Source organism: Acutalibacter caecimuris (genome assembly GCF_034335085.1).
Lineage (GTDB): Bacteria > Bacillota > Clostridia > Oscillospirales > Acutalibacteraceae > Acutalibacter > Acutalibacter caecimuris.
On record NZ_JAWXXJ010000002.1, the window covers coordinates 40,471 to 62,078 of the forward strand.

Below are 21,608 nucleotides of genomic sequence, written 5' to 3' on the forward strand. Positions count from 1 at the left end.
CGGGAAACATAAAAAAAGAGAGGCCAGATACCGGGCTGCCTCTCTTTTTTTGTTACTGCTTTTCGTTTTTCAACTGGCGGTTAATAGCGCAAATGATGCCCTTGATGGACGCTATGCTGATGTTGCTGTCAACGCCCACGCCAAATATAACCTCGCCGTCGTGCTTGAGCTGGATATACGACACTGCTTTGGAGTCGGCGCCGGCCGAAATGGCGTGCTCACTGTAGGATACAAACGCATAGTGGTTTAGCCCGATTGCCCCAATGGCGTTAAAGAAAGCGTCGATAGGCCCGTTGCCTTTACCGGAAATGGCCTTGGTTTCGCCGTGGTGGCGGATGGAGCCCTCAAAGTCCACAATCACCCGGCCGTCGCCGCCATCTTCCTCAAAAATCTTATAGGTCAGCAGATTGTAGGGTTTTGTTACCTCCAGGTACTCGCCTTTGAAGATATCAAAGACCTCTTCGGGGCTGATCTCCCGGCCCCGCTGGTCGCAGGCTTTTTTCACCAGCCGGCCAAATTCAGGGTGCATGGCTTTGGGCAGGATATAGCCGAAACTCTGGTGCATAACAAAAGCCGCGCCGCCCTTGCCGGACTGGCTGTTGATACGGATAATGGGCTCATACTGCCGGCCCAGGTCGGCCGGGTCAATAGGCAGATAGGGCACCTCCCAGTAGAGGGACTGCTCCTTTTGCATAAAGTTGACGCCCTTGTTGATGGCGTCCTGGTGGGAGCCGGAGAAGGCCGTAAACACCAGCGCTCCTGCATAGGGGTGCCGGGGGTGGACATCCAACTCTGTGCAGCGCTCATAGACCTCCCGGATATGGCTAATATGGCTGAAATCCAGTGCCGGGTCTACACCCTGGGAGTACATATTCATCGCCAGGTTCATGATATCGCTATTGCCGGTACGCTCCCCGTTGCCGAACAAGGTGCCCTCTACCCGCTCGGCGCCGGCCAGTATGCCCAACTCTGTTGCCGCGGTGGCAGTGCCCCGGTCATTGTGGGGGTGCAGGCTGATAATGGCGCTGTCCCGGTGTTTCATGTGGCGGCAGCAGTATTCGATCTGGTCGGCATAGGTGTTGGCCGTGCACATCTCTACGGTATTGGGCAGGTTGATGATGACCTTGTTCTCCGGAGTCGCGCCCAATTCCTCCAGTACCCGGTCGCAGATCAGCACCGCGTTGTCCATTTCGGTGCCGGAAAAACTTTCGGGGGAATACTCGTAGCGTATATTGATGCCGCTGTTTTGGGTGACCTCCTCGGTCAGTTGGCGGATAAGCCTTGCCCCCTCCACCGCGATGTCAATAACGCCCTGCATATCGGTGTTGAATACCACCTTGCGCTGTAGGGTAGAGGTGGAGTTATAGAAGTGGACAATAACATTTTTGGCACCGTCAATGGCCGCAAAGGTTTTGCGGATCAGATGCTCACGGGCCTGCACCAGCACCTGAATGGTCACGTCGTCCGGGATCAGGTTTTGGTCGATGAGGGCCCGGAGTATCTCGTATTCCGTTTCCGAGGCTGAGGGGAAACCCACCTCAATCTCTTTAAAGCCGATGTCGCATAGCATCTGGAAAAATTCCAATTTCTGTTCCAGGTTCATGGGGTTCACAAGGGCCTGGTTGCCGTCCCGCAGGTCTACGCTGCACCATACCGGCGCCTGGGTGATGGCCTTGTCTGGCCAGGTGCGGTCAGGCAGGGCAATAGGCTGGAAGGGCTTGTACTTTTTGTAACCGGGGTTCATAGGGGTCATTCCTTTCTTGGGTTTGCATATATGATGGGAATCGTTTTTGGGATTGGCAGGAGGTATCGGGCGGCCGTTCCTTTATGAATAACTCCGCGCAATGAAGAACAGCCGTGGGAACCGGAAGATCACTTCGCCGTTTGCCTGGATGGGGTACGCCTCCTTTACCTGCCGGTAAATTTCATGGTAAAACCCGTCCCTGGCCTCTTCGTCCACCGCTGCGTCCAGGTAGGGTTTTAACCCTGTGGAGCTGTACCACTCCATAATGGCCGCATGGCCAGGCAGACGGTGCATATACACGGTTTGCCACATGGTGAAGTCCTCGGCGGTTTCGGCCAGCAGGTCAAAATACTCTTCTGCCCGCAGCGTGTAAAAATGCCGGTGATAGGGCACCCGCTCCCGCCACTGGGGCAACTCCACAGTGCGTGCAATGATTTGATGGATGGGCTCGTCAAAATTTACCGGCACCTGGACCGCCAGCGCCCCGCCGGGGCACAGGTGATCCATCAGCCGTGGCAGCAGGGTTTGGTGGTCCGGCACCCACTGTAAGCAGGCATTGGAAAAGATCAGGCCGTAGTCTGTTGGCAGGCTGTCAAGGCCGGTGCTGATGTCACACTGTTGGAAGTGCAGCGCCGGGTGTTCCTGCCGGGCTGTTTCAATCATGGCAGCGGAAGAATCCACCCCAGTAACCTCCATATAGGGGAAGAAGTTGCACAGCACTTGGGTGCTGTTCCCTGGGCCACAGCCCACGTCCAGGGCACGGCTGGCCGCTATTTCAATGCGTGCAGCCAAGTCCCAGGCCGGTTGCGTGCGTTCCTTTTTGAATTTCAGATATTGCTGCGGGTTCCAGTCAGACATAACAAGCATCCTTTCCTGTTGGTTTCAGCCCCAGCCTGGCAGCCCCTCCGGGCGGCCCGCCGCGCAAAACAAAAACCCCAGATACTTCCCAAAAGAAAGCATCCGGGGCGAAAATCCAAAGATTTACGCGGTACCACCCGTGTTTCGCCCTGGCTTGCACCAAAGCGCTCATAGCCTCCGACAAGGCCGGGTGTATAACGCCACCACACGTCCTGGGCCTACTGGGCCAACCCAAACCGGGCTGCTTTTCCGCCAGGCAACTCAGGGATCAGTATACGCGCCACACCGCCTGCCTGCTCACACCACCCGCAGGCTCTCTGTAAAGCCACCATGCCGCCTTCTTCCCGTCACAGTTTTTCCTGTTATTCGTCTATTATAGCCGATGTCCTTTCCTTTGTCAAGGGCGATTTTGCGCGGGAGTTTATGGAAACCTGATGGCCCCTTGGCAGCCGGGCTCGCCACGCAAATTGCCCATGCCCCCAATAGCCGGCCACTCCCTGTAGCAGCCATATGTTGACAGCCATACCGGCGTATGCTATAATAGACGAAATATTTTGAAGGAGGGGCTGCTATGACGCTGAAACTTTACGGTACACCTGGCGATTTTTTAGAAGAAAACAGAGGTTATCTGGAGGCTAACGAGGCTGTTACACAACTGAACCGGGGTAATGCGCAGGCCAACGCCACGGCGGACTGCCACCCCGGTTTGCTGTTTGGCAGATATGAGCAGGCGGGCCAGGTGTTGCTGCTGTTCGGCCATACAGCTCCCTGGAACCTGTGCCTAAATGCGCCGCCGGCGGCCGGGGAGGCGGCCGGCATGGCTGCGGCCGCGCTGGCGGGCTACCTGCGGGAGCGGGGGGAGGAAATTGCCGGGGTAACAGGGGGAGAGCATCTCTGCGCCCCCTTTATCAAGGCGTATGGCGGCAGTTTCCGGCTACAGAGCGCGATGGACATTATGATCCTGGAAAGACTGGTGGAACCGCCCCCGGTGGCAGGACGGGTGCGCAAGGCGGTGCCAGCGGACACGGAAACCATTGCCCGTTGGATGTGCTGCTTTATGGCAGAGGCGCTACAGGAGGAATGCGAACTCGCCCAGCGGCTGGAAACCGACGGGGCCCGCATTGCCGAAGGGAAGGTGTGGGTAATGGAGGACAGCAGCGGGCAGTTGGTTTCCACGGCCCGCACCTCCAGGGAAACCCCCAGCGGGGTATGTGTCAGCGCCGTATATACCCCGCCCGAATACCGGGGGCAGGGCTACTGCCAGAACACCGTAGCCGCCCTGTGCCGGGCGGTGCTGGCAGGCGGGCGGCGGTTCTGCAGCCTGTTTGTGAACAGGCAGAACCCTATCTCCAACCGGGTATACAGGAAGATCGGTTTTACGGTATGGGAGGATTGCAGCCAGTATAAGCTGGAGGACGGATGCCACTGACCGGGGAACATACAAAAAGCCCTACCCTCTCCTGTGCCGGGAGGGTAGGGCTTTTAATAAAAGAGGGTTCTGGGCAAGGGCTGTCAAGCGGCCGGGGCAGCCTCTGTGCCCAGGGTTACTTCCGTTACCTGGGCGGTGCCGTCTAAAATCAGGCTGGCCCGGTGGCGGGGGAGGCCGCCATATTCTACCATCAGTTCTACTACCTGGCGCTGTCTTTGCCGGGCAAGGTCAGGGTTTTCGTTTAAGTCGTACACCGAGGGGGCGTTGGGGATACCCGCCAACAGGGTGCATTCGTTGTCATCCATTTCGCCAGGGGTCTTGTGGAAGTAGGCCTGGCTGGCGTCGCCCACGGTATAGCAGCCGCTGCCAAAATAGATGCTGTTTACATACAGTTCCAAAATTTCCTCTTTGGTGAAATCATGCTCCAGTTTCCAGGCCATAAATACCTCGGCAGCTTTGCGGGTAAATTCCTTCTCCTGAGTGAAATAGAGGTTTTTGGCCAACTGCTGGGTAATGGTGCTGCCACCCTCGGCAAAGGACAGGGTACATATGTCATGGTAGATGGCCCGGCCAATGGCGATAAGGTCCAGGCCGTTGTGCTCATAAAAACGGTGGTCCTCTACGGAAACCACTGCGGTCAGGTAAGTTTCCGGCAACTGGCCAATGGGGGTAAAGCCGGGCTGTTGCCGTATCTGCCTGGCGGCGGTTTGGGTGGGCAGATTTTCCAGCGCGGCGGTATACAGGAAGTACCCGCGCATTGCCACCGCGCCTGCCGCCAGTACGCAGGCCACAAACAGGGCAAGGAATGTGTTTCGGATGTACAATGCAACGGTCCGTCTCTTTTTGGTTTTCATATCAATCGCTCCCTTGCTGTGTTGTTGCTATTAGTATAACGGGGCTTTCTTGCAAATTCCTTACGGAAAATCTTTCAGTTCCCTGTCAGGGGCTTACATCTTTGTAAGGTTGGGCTTTGCCCCTTTCACCCCATCAGCTTTGAAAAGGGGAGAAACCCTTTCGGTAGGCAGCCGGGGGGCCAGCTTGACAGGGTGGATGGGGCATGGTATCATGTTACAAAAAAAGAGCAGGGGGAACTTGTATGGGGAACTGGGGACAAGAGGCTGAAGGGATCATGCGCGAACGGTTCGGCAAAGATACGGTAATCGCCTTGGCAACGGTGGAGGACGGTGTGCCCTATGTGCGAAACGTAAACGCCTACTATGCGGACGGGGCATTTTATGTGATCACCCACGCAATGTCCAACAAGATGCGGCAGATCGGGGAGTCCCCGGCTGTGGCAATCGCCGGGGATTGGTTTACGGGCCATGGGACAGGCACGGACCTGGGCTTTTTTGGCCGGGAGGAAAACCAGGCCATTGCCCAAACGCTGCGGAAGGCTTTTGCCGGGTGGATCGGCAACGGGCACACAGACTTGGGGGATGAGAACACGGTCATCCTGCGCATCGCGCTGACAGACGGGCTGCTGCTCTCTCACGGTACCCGGTATACATTGGAATAAGAGGGAAAGCCCGCAGGCATTTTGCCGGTGGGCTTTTCTTTTTTCGTGGGCAGAGGGCGGAAAGATTGGAGATTTATGAATAAATTGTAACAAAATGGTTGATTTTCTTTGAATATGCGGTTATACTTATAAAGAACCCCTGTATTAAAAAAATCTTTCAGGGGGAATCTCCTTAGGAGGGATACTATTGGAAAAGTTACTCGCGCACTTTAAGCTGAAGGAGCATGGCACTGACATAAAAACTGAGGTCATTGCCGGTATTACAACCTTCCTTTCCATGGCCTACATACTGGCGGTTAACCCCAGTATGCTGGCTGATGCCGGTATGGACCAGGGGGCGGTGTTCACAGCCACTGCCGTATCCGCAGCCATTGCCACGGTGATTATGGGTGTGTTTGCCAACTACCCGGTGGCCCTGGCCTCCGGCATGGGGCTGAACGCCTATTTCGCCTATACGGTATGCCCCACGCTCATAAACATGGGCATTACCGAGCCCTGGAAGGTGGCTTTGACCGCTATTTTGGTGGAAGGCGTCATTTTTATCATCCTTTCCATTTTCAAGTTCCGGGAAACACTGGTAAACTCTGTGCCCGCCAACCTGAAGTACGGCATCTCCGCGGGCATTGGCCTGTTTATCTCCATTGTGGGCCTCAAAGGTGCGGGCATTGTGACCACCGACGCCTTTGCCATTGTGGGTGAAGATGGCACCGCCACAGTCAGTTCCTCCACTTTGGTGGCCCTGGGCAACCTGGGCAGCGCCGAGGTGGTGCTGGCCTTTGTGGGGCTCATCCTTATTGGCATTATGTGGCATTTCCAGATCAAGGGCTCCATCCTGTGGGGCATTCTGGGTACCTGGGTGCTGGGGATCATCGCCCAGCTTTGCGGCTGGTACCAGGGGCTGTCACTGATCCCGGACTTCAGCGGCGGCATTCTGCCTCCCTCCCTGGCCCCGTCTTTCTTCAAATTTGACTTCGGCTTTGCGGCCGGGCATATTGTCAACTTCGCGGCCATTGTGTTTGCGTTCCTGTTTGTGGACCTGTTCGACACCGTAGGCACGCTCATCGGCGTGGCGGATCAGGGCGGCCTGCTCAACGAAAAGGGCGAGCTCCCCAACGCCGGCCCGGCCCTGATGAGTGACGCCATCGGCACGGTGGCAGGCTCTGTGCTGGGTACCTCCACGGTTACTAGCTATGTAGAGTCCACCGCGGGTGTGGCCGAGGGTGGCCGCACCGGCCTAACGGCAGTTTCCACGGCCATTATGTTTGTGCTGGCCCTGTTCCTGTCCCCCATCTTCCTGGCAATCCCCAGCTTTGCCACCACCCCGGCCCTGCTGTTTGTTGGCCTCTTGATGATGAAATCTGTGCTGAAGATGAAGTTCGACGGTGATATTGCCGATGTGGTAGGCGGTTTCCTGGCCCTTGTTATGATGCCCTTCACCTACTCCATTGCCAACGGCATCATGTTCGGCATTCTGGCCTGGGTTATCCTGAAAGTCTGCACCGGCAAGGTAAAGGATATACACCCGGTGATGTGGGTGTCCTTTGGACTGTTCGCGCTGCGTATTATCACGCTGATTGTGCCCATGTAAGGCTGGCCCTAAAAGGGTAAAAAAAGGGAGGCTTCCGTAAAGGGGCCTCCTTTTTGTTTTTTTGAACGGCAATGGTGTGGCCAAAACCGGGCTTGCGCCCTTCTATTTGCCAAAAGCGGCCTGCGCCTGATTGGGACTGCTGCGTTTCTCCAGATCGGGGAACCGGTGCTCAATGGCTGCCAAAGAGATCTCGATGTCCTCCTCCGCCTCGTCAGGGGAGAACGCGCCTACCGTGACCATATCCTGGGGGCGGATGGCATTCCAGGAGAAGGTGAGCCCCACATAAGGGGAGCAGCGCCCCGCGGCCATAGGCTTAATGGTCATCACCGGCTTTTGGGCGTTATGGATGATGGAGGCCACGGTTTCGATCTCTACCTGCATTAAGAAGCCCATGCAGTTGAAGATTTGGATATAGGTGCCCACATCGTAACCGTTTTGGTCGGAATAGACCACCAACTCCGGCATATGGGCAGAGAGGCCGGGCACCATGCCCGCGTCCCGTATCATGCGGGTGTAGTCGTCCAGCCGGAGGATCTGCCCCAGGTTTTTGTTAACCAGTTGCTCGGCAGCAGAGTGATGGATCAGGCAAAGCTTTGCCCCGCGCTTGGCGGAATCGCGCACCATCCGTTCCGAGGCCCGCCGGGCCTGGGCGGAATCTGTCACGTCCAGGGTGGGGGTGTCGATCATGATGATCTCCCGCCCCATATGCTGTTCGGTTTTTTTTCACGGCCCTGGTCAGTTCCAGGGAAAGGCCAAAGGGAGCCATAATGCTGTCTACCCCGTGGCGCAGATAGGTTTCCAAAATGGGCTTAAAGGCCTCCGCGCTGTCATACCGCCGTTTGATCATCTCGTCGGCCGAAACACTGGTATGGCTCCAGCCCAAAAGCCAGTTTGTCCCGATGAGCATACGGGACAGGGAAACCGTTTCGACTTGGGTGCGGGGGAATTGCTTTTCCATAATAAATTGCTCCCTTCCGATTTTTGTCTATTATAGCAGAGGACAGGGGGAAAAGGCAAGGGTTGTTTTCCCCTTTTATTCCGCCACATACTCTTCCAGGCAGAGCCCCTGTTCAAACATCGCCGTAGCGGCCTCCACACCCACGTAGCGGTAGTGCCATACCTCCTCCACTGTGCCGGTGAGGTCTGTCTTGCTGCCGGGATAGCGGAAGATGAACCCATACTTGTAGCTGTTCTCCTGTAGCCAGAGGAACACGTCGTAAGTGGCCCCCTCCACGTCTACCGCCAGGCCAAGCTGGTGCTCGCTGGTGCCCGGAAGAGCTACCCACTTGCCGGCCTCCGCCTTGGCCTCTTCCTCCGGGTACCCCTCTGCCATATATTTGCTGATTTCTTCCTCATAAAGCCTTTGCTGGGTTTCCTGGCTGCGGTAGCCGGAGATGATCCGGGGTGTTTCATCCCAGTTGCCCTCTTTGGCAGCCTCCAGCATTTCCATCAGCGGGCCGTAGATGCGCTCGTCCACCTCCTCCCCGCCGGGCAGTTCCTTGAGGTTTACCGTGTATCCCTCCGGGATGGGGTTCCAGCGGTTGACCAGACGCAGGTTCCAGTCCGTGCCGTCCTCGTAAACGGTTTGGGCGGGCGTTTGCTGTTGATCAGTTGGCGCCTCTCCGCTCGTCTGTCCAAGCGTTAAGCGGGGTAGGCCCTCCTGGGAGTTCCCTTGAGGCGCCAGTTTCCGTGCGTAGCCCATGTAGCCCAAAGCCAAAAGGGAAAACAGTACAGCCATGCAGGCTAGCCCCACAATCCAAGGTGCCAGGATGTTCCTTCTATGCCGCTGCTGGTACCTCCGCCTGCGTCCCATTATTTTCTCTGTCATAAGTCAAACCTCCTAAGCAAAATAATCAGCGTTCCCATTGGTATTATCATACCAGATGGGAACGCCCGGTTTTTTAATAGAAGATTGCTTCTTTCCTAAGAAAATCCTAATATTCGGCTAGGGCTTGTTTGAAAATAGAGGAAATGACGAATTTTTGGCCAGAAGGGGACAATTTCAAGGAGAAAACCGCAAGGCAATCTCGCGATTGACGAGGACTTTCGACGTAGAAAGTGGCCTCTTATGGCAAAAAAGACGGCGTTTCCGATTTTTCAAACAAGCCCTAACCTTCTTAGGAATGGGTAGGCAGGGTGATGGTAAAGGTCACGGTACTGTCCTGGCTGGTGGCGGAGATCGTGCCCCCATGTAGGGTGACGATCTCTTTGGCAATGGCCAGCCCCAGCCCGGCCCCGCCTGTGCCGGAGGTGCGGGCCTCGTCTAGGCGGGTAAATTTCTCAAAGATAGCCGCCAGTTTTTCCTGGGGGATGGCCCGGCCCTGGTTGGTAAAGGTAACGGTGGCAACCCCTGCCTGTTCCCATGCGGCAATCAGGATCTCTGTGTCCGGGTAACTGTAAGCAGCCGCATTCTTCAGCACGTTCTGGAATACCCTGGCCAGCTTGTCCGGGTCGCCGGGAATCACCAGGCTTTCATCCGCGGATAATACGGTGGTGTTGCCGTGTTTCTCCAGGATTGGCAGCATTTCATCCGCCAGTTGTACCAGCATATAATATAGGTCAATGGGTTCTTTCTGTACCACCATCTGTTGCAGGTTGTACCGGGTGATGTCAAAAAACTCGTTGATCATCTTTTCCAAGCGGTACGCCTTGTCCAGAGTGATGCGGGTATACTTGGCCCGCTGTTCCGTCGGCATATCCGGGGCCTCGTCCAATAGGCTCAGGTAGCCCACAACAGAGGTCAGGGGGGTTTTAAGGTCATGGGCCAGGTAGGCAATCAGGTCGTTTTTCCGGGTGGTTTCCTCCTGGAGCCTGCGCTCGTTTTGCAGCAGGGCGGATTTGATATCCGACATTTGGGCGGAGATCTCAGCCTGCTCTTTTGTGAACACCTCCATAGCGTCGGCGTTGCCGTTCATATAGGCCCGCAGGCGCTGGCTGATATCCGTGATGCTGCGCTTTTCCCGGCGCTTGGCGGCAAGCTGTGAGGCAATAAAGACAACCCCCAGCCAGAAGAGGGTGACAATAATAAATCCTCCCAGCGCGGCGGGCTTTAGGCGTACCCAGTCTATTTCTGTAAAATACTCCACCCAGTTCTCGTTCGGGTAATAATGAGACCCTACGATAAGGAAAGTTTCTTCAAACCAACGGACAAACACTCCGTCCAGCCCATTGTCCACCAGAAAATAGAGGGCCGAACAGGCGGCGAACCCGGCGGTCAGCAGCATAAGGAACTGGACGGTCTTGGCAACTCTATTTTTCAATTTTATACCCCACTCCCCAAACGGTTTTGATGTACCCGGCCCTGTCCCCCAGCTTTTCCCGCAGGTGCCGGATGTGCACCGTAATGGTGTTGTTGGATTTTGTATAGTATTCGTCTTGCCAAATTTGGTGGAACATCATTTCGGCACTGACCACCTGCCCCTTGTTTTCCAGCAAAATGCGCAGGATGGAAAACTCCGTGGGGGTAAGGGGCAGGGGTTTTTCGTCTAGCAGGCATTCATGGGTCTTACTGTTCATAAAAAGGCTGGCATACTCCAACGTACCCTGCTCCCCGGCGTCTGCCAGGGCGGGGTTGTAGCGCTTGTACCGGCGTAGCTGGGCCTTGACCCGCGCCACCATTTCCAGCGGCCGGAAGGGCTTGGTGATGTAGTCGTCCGCCCCCAAAGCCAGGCCGGTGATCTTGTCGGTTTCCTCCACTTTGGCTGTCAGCATAATGACCGGGTAGTGGTGCTGTTCCCGTATCTTTTGGCAAATGGCAAAGCCGCTGGTGCCTGGCAGCATCACGTCCAGTATGGCTAAGTCCAGTTCTGTGGATCCGATGCAGGAGAGGGCGTCTGCCGCTGTGTAGAACTTGTACACCTCGTAGTTTTCGTTGGTAAGGTATAGCTCCACCAGGTCGGCAATTTCAATTTCGTCGTCTACAACCAGGATTTTCTCCGGCAAAATACTCAGCTCCTTCCCCATAACTACCTTCATTTTAGCAGAATAGGCTGCCGGAAACCATGCCTTTTCTTTGAGAAAATGTTAAGGCTTTCTTAATTTTCTGCCCCGCCGGTTGCTGTTATGACACAGGCTACCTATCCCAATGCTCCATAAAAAACCGCGTTGACATGGACTGCTTGTCACTTATAGGGCAAGTATAGCATATAATGGATGTGTTGACAAGAACTAAATGTCAAAAAAGGTGATGGGATGTTTATCAACAAAGCTTCTGACGGGAAAAATAACCTCTGCGGCCGGAACGTAGCGGCAGCACGTAAGCAGATGCATATCTCCCAAAGGGAACTGGCCGGCCGACTTCAACTGTATGGGCTTTCCCTGGACAAAAACGCGGTCCAGCGGATCGAGTCCGGCCAGCGGTTTGTAACGGATATTGAACTGGTAGCCCTGGCAGGCGTGCTGGAGCTGGGGTATGGGGAACTGCTTTCCCCCCCATCCTAACCCCCCTATTTCACCGTAAAGTATTTAGCAGAATAGAGCAGGAGGTGCAAAGATGAACCCGGTTTTGCAAAACAAGCTGGAGGCATTGGAAAGGGCAAGGGATTATGAGTGCTGGTATTTGGTCAAACAGCCCACGGCCTTTGACAATATCTGTTACCTGGTTTCTTTCCTAAAGGAGTTCCAAGAAGAAAGGCGGGGGGAAAACTTACAGGGCTTTATAGGGAAGAAGGTGGGGGAGATCAACCGCAGCAAGCCGGATGTGGAGATCTCAAACAACTACAGGGCGTTGCGGGTGGCAGCGTTTTTCGGGCTGATCACCATGACCAGCGCTACCTATGAAGAGGCGGTTATTACAGAAACCTTTGAGGAGGCCTATGGCCGCTGCGGCGGCGAATTTGAGAAAAAGGGCCTGTACGAGGATATTATCCAAAGGCAGATCGAAAAGATGTATATCAGTTCCGCGGTTGACGAGGGCCATGCCGGGGTAAGGCAAAAGTACCGGTTGTACCCGGTTATGCTGCTGTACAAGATTTTGCTGGAATTAGGGCGGGCAACCGGGCATTACGCCATCAGTATGGCAGAGTACCGGTACCTGGTCGCCACCACAGAGGTGTTTGCAGACTTTTTGGAAACGCTGCTGCTGATCAGGTTGTTAAGGGAAGAGCCCGACGCAAACGCGGCCTTTGAGCAGTACCGCACAAAATTCGATAACCGGCTGATCCAGGCGCTGAAACAGTTGCCCACGCTGATAATCGACAGGGATTCCATCAAGCTGCACCCGGACGCCATCCCGGAAGTGGCGCGGAAGGTTTTTGCGTTTGAGAGCAACCCGGATATCTTTGTTACAGGGGATTACCTTGGTTTCCTGGCGTCGAAAAAGTCCCTGTTTGAACTGGAGGAATTTGAAAGGGGAGAGGCAGGGGGAACGGGAACCGGGCAGGATGAAAGCCCGGCAGAAGTAGGCTTGGACCAAGCCCCACGGAAGGGTAATGGGACGAACGTACTGCTTTACGGCGTGCCGGGGGCCGGTAAAAGCTGGACGATCGAGCATGAATACTGCCGCAAAGGGGCCCATGTAGAGCGGCTGGTATTCCACCCGGATTACACCTACTCTGACTTTATCGGCCAGATTTTGCCAAAAGTATCCCCCAACGGCCAGGTGAGCTATGCGTTCACCGCCGGGCCCTTTACCAATATCCTGAAAGAGGCCTACACGCACCCGCAAGAGGAATACATCCTTGTGATAGAGGAAATTAACCGCGGCAATGCCCCCGCTATTTTCGGCGAGGTGTTCCAACTGCTGGACAGGAAAACCGAGGACGGGGGTACGGACGATGACGGGTACCCTGCCGGCACCAGCGAGTATGGCATCACCCATGCCGGTATGGCGTGGGAGGTTTACAGAGATGAAACGCATAAGGTGCGCATCCCCTCCAACCTGTCTATAATCGGCACCATGAACACCTCGGACCAGAACGTTTTTACCCTGGATACCGCTTTCCAGCGCAGATGGGATATGCATTTGATAGAAAACAGCTTTGCGCACGTAGATAGAAAGCTGGCACAGGCAGCCATCCTTGACACCGGCATTACATGGCAGGTGTTCTGTACCGAGATGAACAAGATCATCCTGGGCAACCATGTCAGAATGGCCTCTGCGGAGGATAAGCGGCTGGGTGTGCACTTTGTCCAGTTAAGGGACTTGCAGTTTGATCCGGGCATGGGCAACCTGTCCCATGGGGCGTATGAGGCCCTATGCGAAAACGAGCGGGCGGGGGCCCTCAACCCTGTGGAAGAGGGTATGATAGCCGGTATCAGGAAGGCGATGAAACAGAACCGCCGGTTCCCGGAAAAGGTGATCAAGTACCTGTGGGACGACGCCTTTAAGTTCGACCGGGAGGCGGTTTTTGAAACAGACGCCTACCAGAGCCTGGAGCAGGTGATCCGCGCCTTTATGTACGCGGAGGGGATAGAACGGTTTGCTGTCTTTAAGGAGGACATCAGGGACGCATTGATAAACCCTAAGGGGTAAGGCGGTGGTTTTATATGGAGTTGGGCACGGCATCCCGTAGTGCTACGGCAGACGATTCGATCCGGCAGTATTGCCATGTAAATACCAACGAGGAGGGCGACCGGTTTGTGGGCATCCGGGCGGACGAAGGCCACGCAATGGCCTATTTCCCCATTGGCTACCGGCTGCCGGATACGGAGGGGGAGATCAGGGGCGATATCAGGCACCTGATACAGCTGCTGACAGAGTTTACGGCCAAAGAAGAACGGCTGCTGGCAGCCCGTGGGCGTGCCACGCCCCAGGCCGTAGAGTTCCCCATCCATGCCTACATAGCTGTGATAGAATACTACCTTTCCATGGGCGGCCGGTATTATGTGGAAACCGAACCCACCTATAAGGCCGGCGCTACAGGGAAAATAGACTGGCCCAAGACAGTGCGGGGCCAGGTGCCCCTGGTACAGCAAAAGGATGGGGTCAGTTCCTTCCTCTATACCCGGTTTACCGTAAGGGCTGCCAGGCCAAATGACGCCAAACAGATCACGCGGATCAACCGGTTTTGCGTGTATGAGGCCTTTAAGAAACTGGGCTGGCTCTACGCGGCCTTTATGCCGGAACGGCCAGGGCCGCACCCGGATACAAAGACCTCCATTGCCATCCTACAAGCCAAGCTGGGCAGTACGAATGATGACAGGAAGCGGGCCCTGTTCCAGGCTATGAAGGATATGCTGCAATTCATGGATGAGGGTGCACCGGACAGGCACCTTTACTTCGGTACGGACGCGTTTGATTATGTATGGGAAAAGCTGGTGGACAGGGCTTTCGGCGAGAAGGGTAAAGAGCAGTATTTCCCCCGCTCCCGCTGGCTGCTTGGCCAGGGTAAATACAAGGAAAAACGCCCGCTGATGCCAGATACGGTCATGATCTGCAACGGGAAGTATTACATCCTGGACGCAAAATGCTACAAATATGGCTGGACCGGCATACCGGACCATTTGCCAAACGGCTCTTCCATCAGTAAGCAGATCACCTATGGGGAGTATCTGGAAAAATATAAGGGCATAGACGCGGGCGCCCTGTTTAACGCGTTCATCATGCCGTACAATATGGCCCAAAACCCCTTTGGGTTTACGTCTGTTATGGGGAATATTGGGGAGGCAGTGGGGGATTGGCGCACCAATACAAAATACTATGAACGCATCCAGGGCATTGTGGTCGATACCAGATATTTGATGTACCATTACACCGGCAACCCGGTAAAGGGGAAACTGGCTTTGGCAGACTGCATTGAAACGGTTCTAAGCAAGGGCGCTGTCCCACCCCCGTGCGTATAGCGGCAGTTTATTATAGCCCCAAACAGGTGCCCCGCCTCCTGACAGGAAGGCGGGGCGCATTATATAGGAATAGGAGGCCGGTTGTGGTCAGATCACTTCCAGGTAGTCCCTGTCCGGCAGGGTGGGGAAGGGCGCGGTGGGTAGGGTCTGGTACCAGTAGGAAACAGAGGCCAGGTCTTCCTGTAGGGGGAGGTACCGGCCGCCGCTGCGCCAGCCCAGCGCCTGGATGGTCACCCGCAAGTTGTCCTCAAAGCGGATGGGGTCGGTGATATGCCAGCGGTACATCCCGAAACGGAACTGGCTGCGGTACAGGGTGTCGGGGGTAATTACGTGGTGCAGGCCCGCATAAGGCGTGGTGAAGGGCACATATTTGTCATGGGTAAAGGGGTCCTCAAAATCGTAAGAACCACAGAAGTAGTCCTCGGTACCGGTGCCGCAAATAGTGGGGTATTCCGTGTCCTTGTCCATATAGAACTTGATCTCGCCCTCGCCCCACCAGCCATTGTTGTTGGTGCCCCAGGCCATGTAGGTACCCACATAGTGCCCACGGCCCTTTACGCCGTCCAGCAGGGTGTATACCTCCTTGTAGGGCAGGGGGTTGGTGCGGCGGAACTGGGCGTGGAAATAGGCGCAATCCGCCGGTATGTCTGTCAGGGCATAGTCTACCTGGTAGTAATAAGTCACCGGGTCGGTACCGATATTCTCCAGCGTAATGCGGCAGTGCTTGCAAAAGGGCATCTGCCAGTAGCAGTTAAAGGCGCTGCCGGGGTTGACGCACACAGCCAGGGAGGAGAGCTGGGCATAGTGGTTCCAGGTAGAGGCGAAAAAGTCGCCCACCGGGCACTCTACCGAGGGGTTCTCCTGGCCGTCCCAGTAAAAGCGGAGGATCACATCCCGCCACAGGCCGGTAGGTGTCATCCAGATATGCTGGATGACACCAGGGCCGTCGATACTGGCCATCTCAAAGGTTTCGCCGGGTTGGATATGGACGTAGGGGTTTACCTTCCAACCTTTGCCCAAATCCCTGGCAGCCGCCCGGGCGTTGCCGTCCTCCAGCTCACACATACCGCCTGCGCCGGGGGCGCCGGTAAGGTTTTCGGGGCTAATGGAGCGGGTTTTTGCGTGGGAGAGCCGCGTCAGGTCGCTCATGCCGTTTACAATGCCGTTAAATTCCATATGCAATACTACACCTTCCTGAAGTTTTAGTTTCACAAATATGACATCGGTGCCATATATTCTATACTGGCATAGTACCATACCTGAACTTCCCTGTCAATACCCAAATTAAAAATTATGAAATATCCCAGCAAAGCATCCTTCACATTATGCATAATATCCAAATGCGGTGCGGCCCCTTGCCTTTTGGTCTGTAATGGGTTAGAATGAAAAGCGATTATCACAGACCAGTGTGAAACCTGAAGAAATGGGAAGTGTCACAGTGAGTACAATTTATGACATCGCGCAGGAAACCGGCTTTTCACCCTCTACCGTGGCCAGGGCCCTGAGCGGGAAAGGCTATTGCAGCGAAAAGGCCAGGGAGATCATCCAGCAGGCCGCCCAGCGGCTGGACTATGCCCCGGTACAGGCGGCCAAAGCCCTTAAGAACAAGCGTACCAAAAAGGTGATGTTCTGCATACCGGATATGTATAACCCCTACTATTTCTCCATGATTGAAGGGGCCAACCGGGTGCTGGAAAGGCACGGCTACTACATGGTGCTGGTGCACAGCGAGCACAGCAAGACCAGGGAGATGGGCTTTGTGGAGGTGCTGCGGGAGCGGATAGTGGACGGCATTATTTTGGGGTCTTTTGACTTTTACCCTGGGCTGGTGCAGGCGGTGCGGCACGCGCCGGTGCCGGCAGTGTTGACCGCCCTGTATGAGGGCGGCGCCGAGGGACTAGATTGTGTGTATGTGGACCAGATTAAGGCCGTATATATTGCGGCGGCAGAGTTGATACGGCTGGGGCACAGGGAGATTGTGTTTTTGGGGGGGACGCCCCAGGAACTGGCAGGCAGGGAACGGCTGGCCGGTTTCCGGCAGGCGCTGGAGGACAACGGGCTGGAGTTTGACCCGGAAATGGCCGTGGTGGGGGACTTTACCCGGGCCGGGGGCGAGGAGGCTTTCCGGGGGTTTTTGAAGAAAGAACGGGCTTTTACGGCGGTGGTGGCCTGCAACGACCTGATGGCCTTTGGCTGTATGAACGTCTGCCGGGAGAGGGGGCTGCGGATACCCAGGGATGTATCGGTGGTTTCCCTAGACAATACGGACTTTTGCTGCTGCTCGGTGCCCATGCTTTCTTCGGTGGATATGATGCAGTTCCAGTTGGGGAGCAACGCCGCGCAGTTGCTGCTGGAGCGGATTGAGGGGAAGAGGGACTACAAAAAGGCCATTGCCCTGGAGCCGGTACTGGTGGCCAGGGACTCGGCGGCAAAAATCAAGAAATAGCACCGATATCATATAGCAATGGTGCTGGTTCTGGAGTGAAGTCTAGGCAGAATCTCCTAAAAAATAATTTTTTTCAAAAAGTTTCGCAAAAGTATTGACAAACAAAATGAAATGACTTATACTACAGGCAACGAAAGTCATTTTATTTTTTGCACAAATATGACATCGATATCATAAACGGGTGCCAGGCGGTTATCGGGCAGGTATTGGGCAGATAACAGGCAGGTAGCAGGCCAATGGCAAAATGCCCCCTGTGCCGGGACTGCCGGGGCGGGTGTGGCGGCGCCACAAGGAGGTTGACACGCAGATGCATAAAATTGAGAAAAGGCCCCGGCTGCTGGTGGTTGGCAGCTTTGTGATGGACTTGATTGTTTCCGTACGGGAGCTGCCCGGCTCGGGGGAAACCATTTTGGGGCGCACCTTCTCCACGGCCCCCGGCGGCAAGGGGGCCAACCAGGCCATCCAGGCTGCCAGGCTGGGGGCCCAGGTGGACATGGTGGGCAAGGTGGGGGACGACGACTTCGGCCGCCGGCTGGTGGCCTCGGCCCGGGAGGCGGGGGTGGACATCAGCCATGTGGCGGTGGACAGGGCCCAGCCCTCGGCCATTGGCAATGTGCTTTTGGAAACGGACGGGAACGGCAAAAGCCGGAACCGTATTGTGGTGATACCCGGCGCCAACATGGCCATAGGGCCTGCGGACGTGGCCTTTTTGCAAGACTGCATAGGGATGTACGACATGGTGCTGCTGCAGCATGAGATACCCGCCGAGGTGAACGGGCTGGTGGCGGCCTATGCCGCTGCCGCCGGGGTGCCGGTGATGCTGAACCCGGCCCCGGCCGCAGCAGTGCCGGACGAACTTTTGGGCAGGCTGGCCTATATCTCACCCAATGAGCACGAACTGGAAAGCCTGACCGGCATAAAGGTGAAGGCGGACGGGGTGCTGGACCGGGAGGCCCTGGGCCGGGCCGTGGAAACGCTGCACCGCAAGGGGGCCCGGAACGTGGTGGTTACCTTGGGCAGCGGGGGCGCGGCGGTTTCGGGCGGGGGGGAGATCCTCTACAGCCCCTGCGTGGACGCCATACAGGCCGTAGACCCTACGGCGGCCGGGGACAGCTTTGTGGGGGCCTTCTGCACCGCGGTATGCGCGGGGGCGGACCATCAGACGGCCCTGGGGCTGGCCAACTGCGCGGCCTCCCTGACCGTGTCCCGCATGGGGGCCCAGCCTGGGCTGCCCTGGCTGGGCGAGGTGCGGGAACTGCTGGACCGGCTGGGGGATACCCGGATAGACCGGGGCCTGCTGGCCGGGCTGGGCGGCGGGCGGACCGGGCGCATCGGCGAAACTGCGGCCAAGGCCCTGGAACGGGGCAAGGAACTGGCCGGCCGGGAACTGGAGCGCTTTATAGCCGGCATGGATGTGGCGGGCTATGAGGCCGCCGCCGGGGTGATATGGGACGCCCAGGCAAAGGGCGGGCGGGTGCACATTACGGGCATCGGCAAGCCCTCCCATGTGGCCAACTACATGGCGTCGCTGCTGAGCTCTACCGGCACGCCCACCTATTTCCTCCACGGGACAGAGGCGGTGCATGGCTCCTGCGGGCAACTGGTGCCGGGGGATGTGGTCATCTGCATCTCCAACAGCGGCGAAACGGCAGAGATGAAATCTACCGTGGCGGCCATACAGAACAACGGCTGCAAGGTGATTGGGGTTTCCGGCAACCCGGAAAGCTGGCTGGCGGAAAGGGCCGACGCCCATATTTTCGCCGGGGTGGAGCAGGAGGGCGGGCCCTTGAACCGGGCCCCGCGGAACTCGGTACTGGCGGAAATGCTGGCGCTGCAGGGGCTGAGCCTGATTTTGCAGGCCCAGCGTGGGCTGACCCCACGGGAATATGTGCGCTGGCACCCGGGCGGGGCCCTGGGCGCCCTGCGGGACAACGAGCGCTGAAACGCTTAGCGGGCAGAAAAATGGGAATACTGGAAACCAGGGGGACGGCCTGGTTTGGCATGGATAGGCTCCCGGCGGGCCGGGAGGTGCAAGGAGGTGCACGGAAGTATGATCGTATTGAACAGCGGACGGCTGGAAGTAGCCATTGACCGGGACACCGGGGCCATACGGCAGGTGACGGACCTGCGTACCGGCACGGTGGTGGCCAAGGGGACCCAGCAGGAGGCTTTTATCCTGGAGCGGGAAGAGGGCTGCTTTTCCTCCGGCTACCGGCGTTTCTCTTACCGGGAGGAGCCGGGCAGGGTGGAACTTTGCTGGCAGCGGGAGGACGGCGTGGCCGTGGAGGCACAGGTGCGGGTGCGGGGGGAGGCCATCGCCTTTACCGCCAGGGCCTATGGGAACAGGGACTTCCCCCTGTGCAGCCTGGAGTACCCGTTGATCAACGGCATAAGGAGCATTGGCGGGGACGAGGACTACCTGGCCCATGCCTATGCCACGGGGTTTTTGGTACAGAACCCCCACGGGGCCTTTGAAAAGGAAGGGGACGGCCTGCGGCATATGCCCTACCCGGAGTCCTTCTCCGGGGCGTCGATGCAGTTTTTTACCTACTACACCCAGGGGCTGTGCGGGCTGTACTTTGCCGCCGAGGACGGCGGGTTTTACCAGAAGTGGCTGGATTTTTATAAGTCCGGCGACGCCCTGCGGGCCAGCCAGGCCTTTGGCTATGAGGATGTGGGGCCGGGCAAGCCGGTGGAGAGCCACTGGGACTTCCTGATGCAGGCCACGGAAGGGGACGGCTGGTACGAGGCGGCGGACCTGTATAAGGCGTGGGCCCTGGGGCAGGTGTGGTGCCGGCGGGGCCGGCTGCGGGACCGGCCGGCCGAAGAAAAGGCTGGCTGGCTGCTGGAGGATACCGGCGCCGTGACCTTTGGCATAAACGGGATGCACGACCGGGCCAAGTGGATACGCAAATACCGGCAGGCTGTGGGCGCGCCTTTGTTCCATGTGACGGGGCCGGACTGGCCACGGGTGCCCCAGACCTACGGCAGCGGTGTGCCGGGGGGCTACCCGGACTGGTTCCCCACCCGGTTCCACCCGGAAAATGTGCGGGCCTGGCAGGAGGACGGCGGGCATTTTGCCCCCTTTGAGTTCGACTTTTTGGTGGACCCGGAGAAGGGGGACAGGGAAAAGCTACAGGCCAGCCTGCAAAAATGGCCGGAGAAACCGAAGTCCCATGACGGGTACAAGTTCCATATGCTTTGCCCCCTTTGCGGGTACACCAGGGAACTGCACCGGGAACGGGACAGGCAGGTGGTGAAGGAGTGCGGCGCGGACGCCATGTACTATGACATTTCCGCCAACAACATTTTGAAAACCTGCATGGAGGAGGGCCACGGCCACCCGGTGGGGGCCGGCCGGCAGATGACGGAGGGCTACCGGGAAATATACCGGGACACCCGCCGGGCCCTTTCGGCGGACAGGGGGCGGTATATCCCCCTGGGCACGGAGATGATTAACGAAAGCCTACTGGACGTGCTGGACTTCTACCAGGCCAGGGCCAACGCCCAGCCCTGCTCGGCCTTGGAGCTGTGGCCCTACCGGACGCTGCTGCGGCTGAACCGGGCCTGGCTGGTGCCCATGTTCCAGTATGTATACGCCGGGTATGCCCCGGTGCGGATGGACGGCTGGGGCAAGCTGGCCGCCGAGGGCGGCGACCTGGTGTACCATACCATTGCCAAAACCTACCTTTGGGGCGGGCTGTTTGAGATCAACAGCGAATACAGCCCCATGGAGGTGATAGACGGGGCAGGGGAGAACAGCTCGGACGAGCATTACTGCCGGCTGGAGCCCAGGGGCTACCGGTTCGACGAGGGGATAGGGGCCTATATACGGAAGTTTGCCGCCCTGCGCACAGGCCCTTACGGGAAGTTTTTGGCCTATGGGGAGATGCTGCGGCCCCCAGAACTGGTTTGCCGGAGGACGCCCCGCACCTACCTGCAATATAACCTGAGCGCCGGGACCGCGGAGCAGAACACCAGCGGCGCCATTACCCGGAACAGCGTGGTGGCCCAGGCCTACCGGCTGGAGGGGGAAGTAGCGGTCTTTTTGGCCAACACCACGGCCCAGCCCCAGGAGGTGGCGGTGGATGTATCGAGAATAAAGGATGCGCCGGCATGGTTGGCGTGTTTAGACTATACGGACGAAAACCAGACGGAAAAGGTGGTGGATAGCAAAAAACTGGAACGCCTTACATTGGGCCCCTATCAAGTGGCTGCCCTGCGGTGCGCCGCGGGGGAATAACC

General features: G+C 57.2%; 17 protein-coding genes and 1 pseudogene. 10 read left to right on the plus strand and 8 right to left on the minus strand.

From position 1 onward, the window contains the following. Positions 1 to 52 precede the first annotated feature (52 nt). Together leuA and U8U01_RS01530 are read right to left on the minus strand one after the other, a co-directional pair. Positions 53 to 1,744 (minus strand): 2-isopropylmalate synthase, encoded by a 1,692-nt coding sequence (gene leuA, locus U8U01_RS01525; protein WP_322169846.1) that lies wholly within the window; start codon positions 1,742 to 1,744, stop codon positions 53 to 55. A gap of 81 nt (positions 1,745 to 1,825) precedes the next feature. Further along, positions 1,826 to 2,602: a methyltransferase domain-containing protein gene (locus tag U8U01_RS01530; RefSeq protein ID WP_322169338.1), complete on the minus strand. Its 777-nt coding sequence runs from the start codon at positions 2,600 to 2,602 to the stop codon at positions 1,826 to 1,828. 571 nt (positions 2,603 to 3,173) lie between these two features. Between U8U01_RS01530 and U8U01_RS01535 the strand changes: the two genes are divergently transcribed. Continuing rightward, positions 3,174 to 4,031, plus strand: a complete 858-nt coding sequence (locus U8U01_RS01535) for a GNAT family N-acetyltransferase (RefSeq protein WP_322169341.1) — start codon at positions 3,174 to 3,176, stop codon at positions 4,029 to 4,031. Positions 4,032 to 4,114: 83 nt separating this feature from the next. Here U8U01_RS01535 and U8U01_RS01540 read toward each other — a convergent pair whose 3' ends face one another. Beyond that, positions 4,115 to 4,885, minus strand: coding sequence for a transglycosylase domain-containing protein (locus U8U01_RS01540; RefSeq protein WP_322169344.1), 771 nt, complete (start codon positions 4,883 to 4,885; stop codon positions 4,115 to 4,117). Between the two features lie 242 nt (positions 4,886 to 5,127). On the opposite strand from U8U01_RS01540, the gene U8U01_RS01545 reads away from it, so the two are divergent. Next, entirely contained in the window at positions 5,128 to 5,547 is a 420-nt protein-coding gene (locus U8U01_RS01545) for a pyridoxamine 5'-phosphate oxidase family protein (protein ID WP_322169347.1), read from the plus strand. Positions 5,548 to 5,728: 181 nt separating this feature from the next. Further along, the gene (locus U8U01_RS01550; protein ID WP_367575590.1) at positions 5,729 to 7,135 is read left to right on the plus strand and encodes an NCS2 family permease; all 1,407 of its coding nucleotides are present in this window, start codon (positions 5,729 to 5,731) and stop codon (positions 7,133 to 7,135) included. A gap of 102 nt (positions 7,136 to 7,237) precedes the next feature. Here U8U01_RS01550 and U8U01_RS01555 read toward each other — a convergent pair whose 3' ends face one another. The 4 genes from U8U01_RS01555 to vanR form a co-directional block, all read right to left on the minus strand. Beyond that, on the minus strand, positions 7,238 to 7,840 hold the full coding sequence (locus U8U01_RS01555; RefSeq protein ID WP_322169353.1) for a hypothetical protein: 603 nt from the start codon (positions 7,838 to 7,840) through the stop codon (positions 7,238 to 7,240). A gap of 328 nt (positions 7,841 to 8,168) precedes the next feature. After that, positions 8,169 to 8,963 (minus strand): M15 family metallopeptidase, encoded by a 795-nt coding sequence (locus tag U8U01_RS01560; protein ID WP_437124377.1) that lies wholly within the window; start codon positions 8,961 to 8,963, stop codon positions 8,169 to 8,171. A gap of 289 nt (positions 8,964 to 9,252) precedes the next feature. Then, entirely contained in the window at positions 9,253 to 10,395 is a 1,143-nt protein-coding gene (locus U8U01_RS01565; RefSeq protein ID WP_322169356.1) for a sensor histidine kinase, read from the minus strand. Beyond that, a complete protein-coding gene (vanR, locus tag U8U01_RS01570; protein WP_322169849.1) occupies positions 10,385 to 11,077 on the minus strand; it encodes a VanR-ABDEGLN family response regulator transcription factor in 693 nt (230 codons plus the stop codon). Before vanR ends, U8U01_RS01565 begins: the two co-directional genes overlap by 11 nt. Before the next feature lie 249 nt (positions 11,078 to 11,326). Here vanR and U8U01_RS01575 point away from each other — a divergent pair, with 249 nt between their 5' ends. Genes U8U01_RS01575 through U8U01_RS01585 form a run of 3 tightly spaced genes read left to right on the plus strand, consistent with a single transcriptional unit; the run spans position 11,327 to position 14,917 of the window. Continuing rightward, entirely contained in the window at positions 11,327 to 11,575 is a 249-nt protein-coding gene (locus U8U01_RS01575) for a helix-turn-helix domain-containing protein (protein WP_322169359.1), read from the plus strand. 52 nt (positions 11,576 to 11,627) lie between these two features. Next, entirely contained in the window at positions 11,628 to 13,607 is a 1,980-nt protein-coding gene (locus U8U01_RS01580) for an AAA family ATPase (RefSeq protein WP_322169362.1), read from the plus strand. Positions 13,608 to 13,621: 14 nt separating this feature from the next. Then, positions 13,622 to 14,917, plus strand: coding sequence for an LlaJI family restriction endonuclease (locus tag U8U01_RS01585; RefSeq protein ID WP_322169365.1), 1,296 nt, complete (start codon positions 13,622 to 13,624; stop codon positions 14,915 to 14,917). Positions 14,918 to 15,004: 87 nt separating this feature from the next. Here the strand turns inward: U8U01_RS01585 and U8U01_RS01590 are convergent, their stop codons facing one another. Continuing rightward, the gene (locus tag U8U01_RS01590) at positions 15,005 to 16,129 is read right to left on the minus strand and encodes a glycoside hydrolase family 172 protein (RefSeq protein ID WP_322169367.1); all 1,125 of its coding nucleotides are present in this window, start codon (positions 16,127 to 16,129) and stop codon (positions 15,005 to 15,007) included. Positions 16,130 to 16,325: 196 nt separating this feature from the next. Here U8U01_RS01590 and U8U01_RS01595 point away from each other — a divergent pair, with 196 nt between their 5' ends. The 4 genes and pseudogenes from U8U01_RS01595 to U8U01_RS01610 all read left to right on the plus strand — a co-directional run bounded on the left by U8U01_RS01595 (position 16,326) and on the right by U8U01_RS01610 (position 21,606). Continuing rightward, the gene (locus U8U01_RS01595; RefSeq protein ID WP_322169370.1) at positions 16,326 to 17,363 is read left to right on the plus strand and encodes a LacI family DNA-binding transcriptional regulator; all 1,038 of its coding nucleotides are present in this window, start codon (positions 16,326 to 16,328) and stop codon (positions 17,361 to 17,363) included. Between the two features lie 307 nt (positions 17,364 to 17,670). Then, positions 17,671 to 18,588, plus strand: a pseudogene (locus U8U01_RS01600) (ribokinase); the annotation flags it as partial. Positions 18,589 to 18,750: 162 nt separating this feature from the next. Further along, a complete protein-coding gene (locus U8U01_RS01605) occupies positions 18,751 to 19,305 on the plus strand; it encodes an SIS domain-containing protein (RefSeq protein WP_322169852.1) in 555 nt (184 codons plus the stop codon). A 108-nt stretch (positions 19,306 to 19,413) separates the two neighbouring features. Further along, positions 19,414 to 21,606: a DUF6259 domain-containing protein gene (locus tag U8U01_RS01610; RefSeq protein ID WP_322169373.1), complete on the plus strand. Its 2,193-nt coding sequence runs from the start codon at positions 19,414 to 19,416 to the stop codon at positions 21,604 to 21,606. Positions 21,607 to 21,608 lie beyond the last annotated feature (2 nt).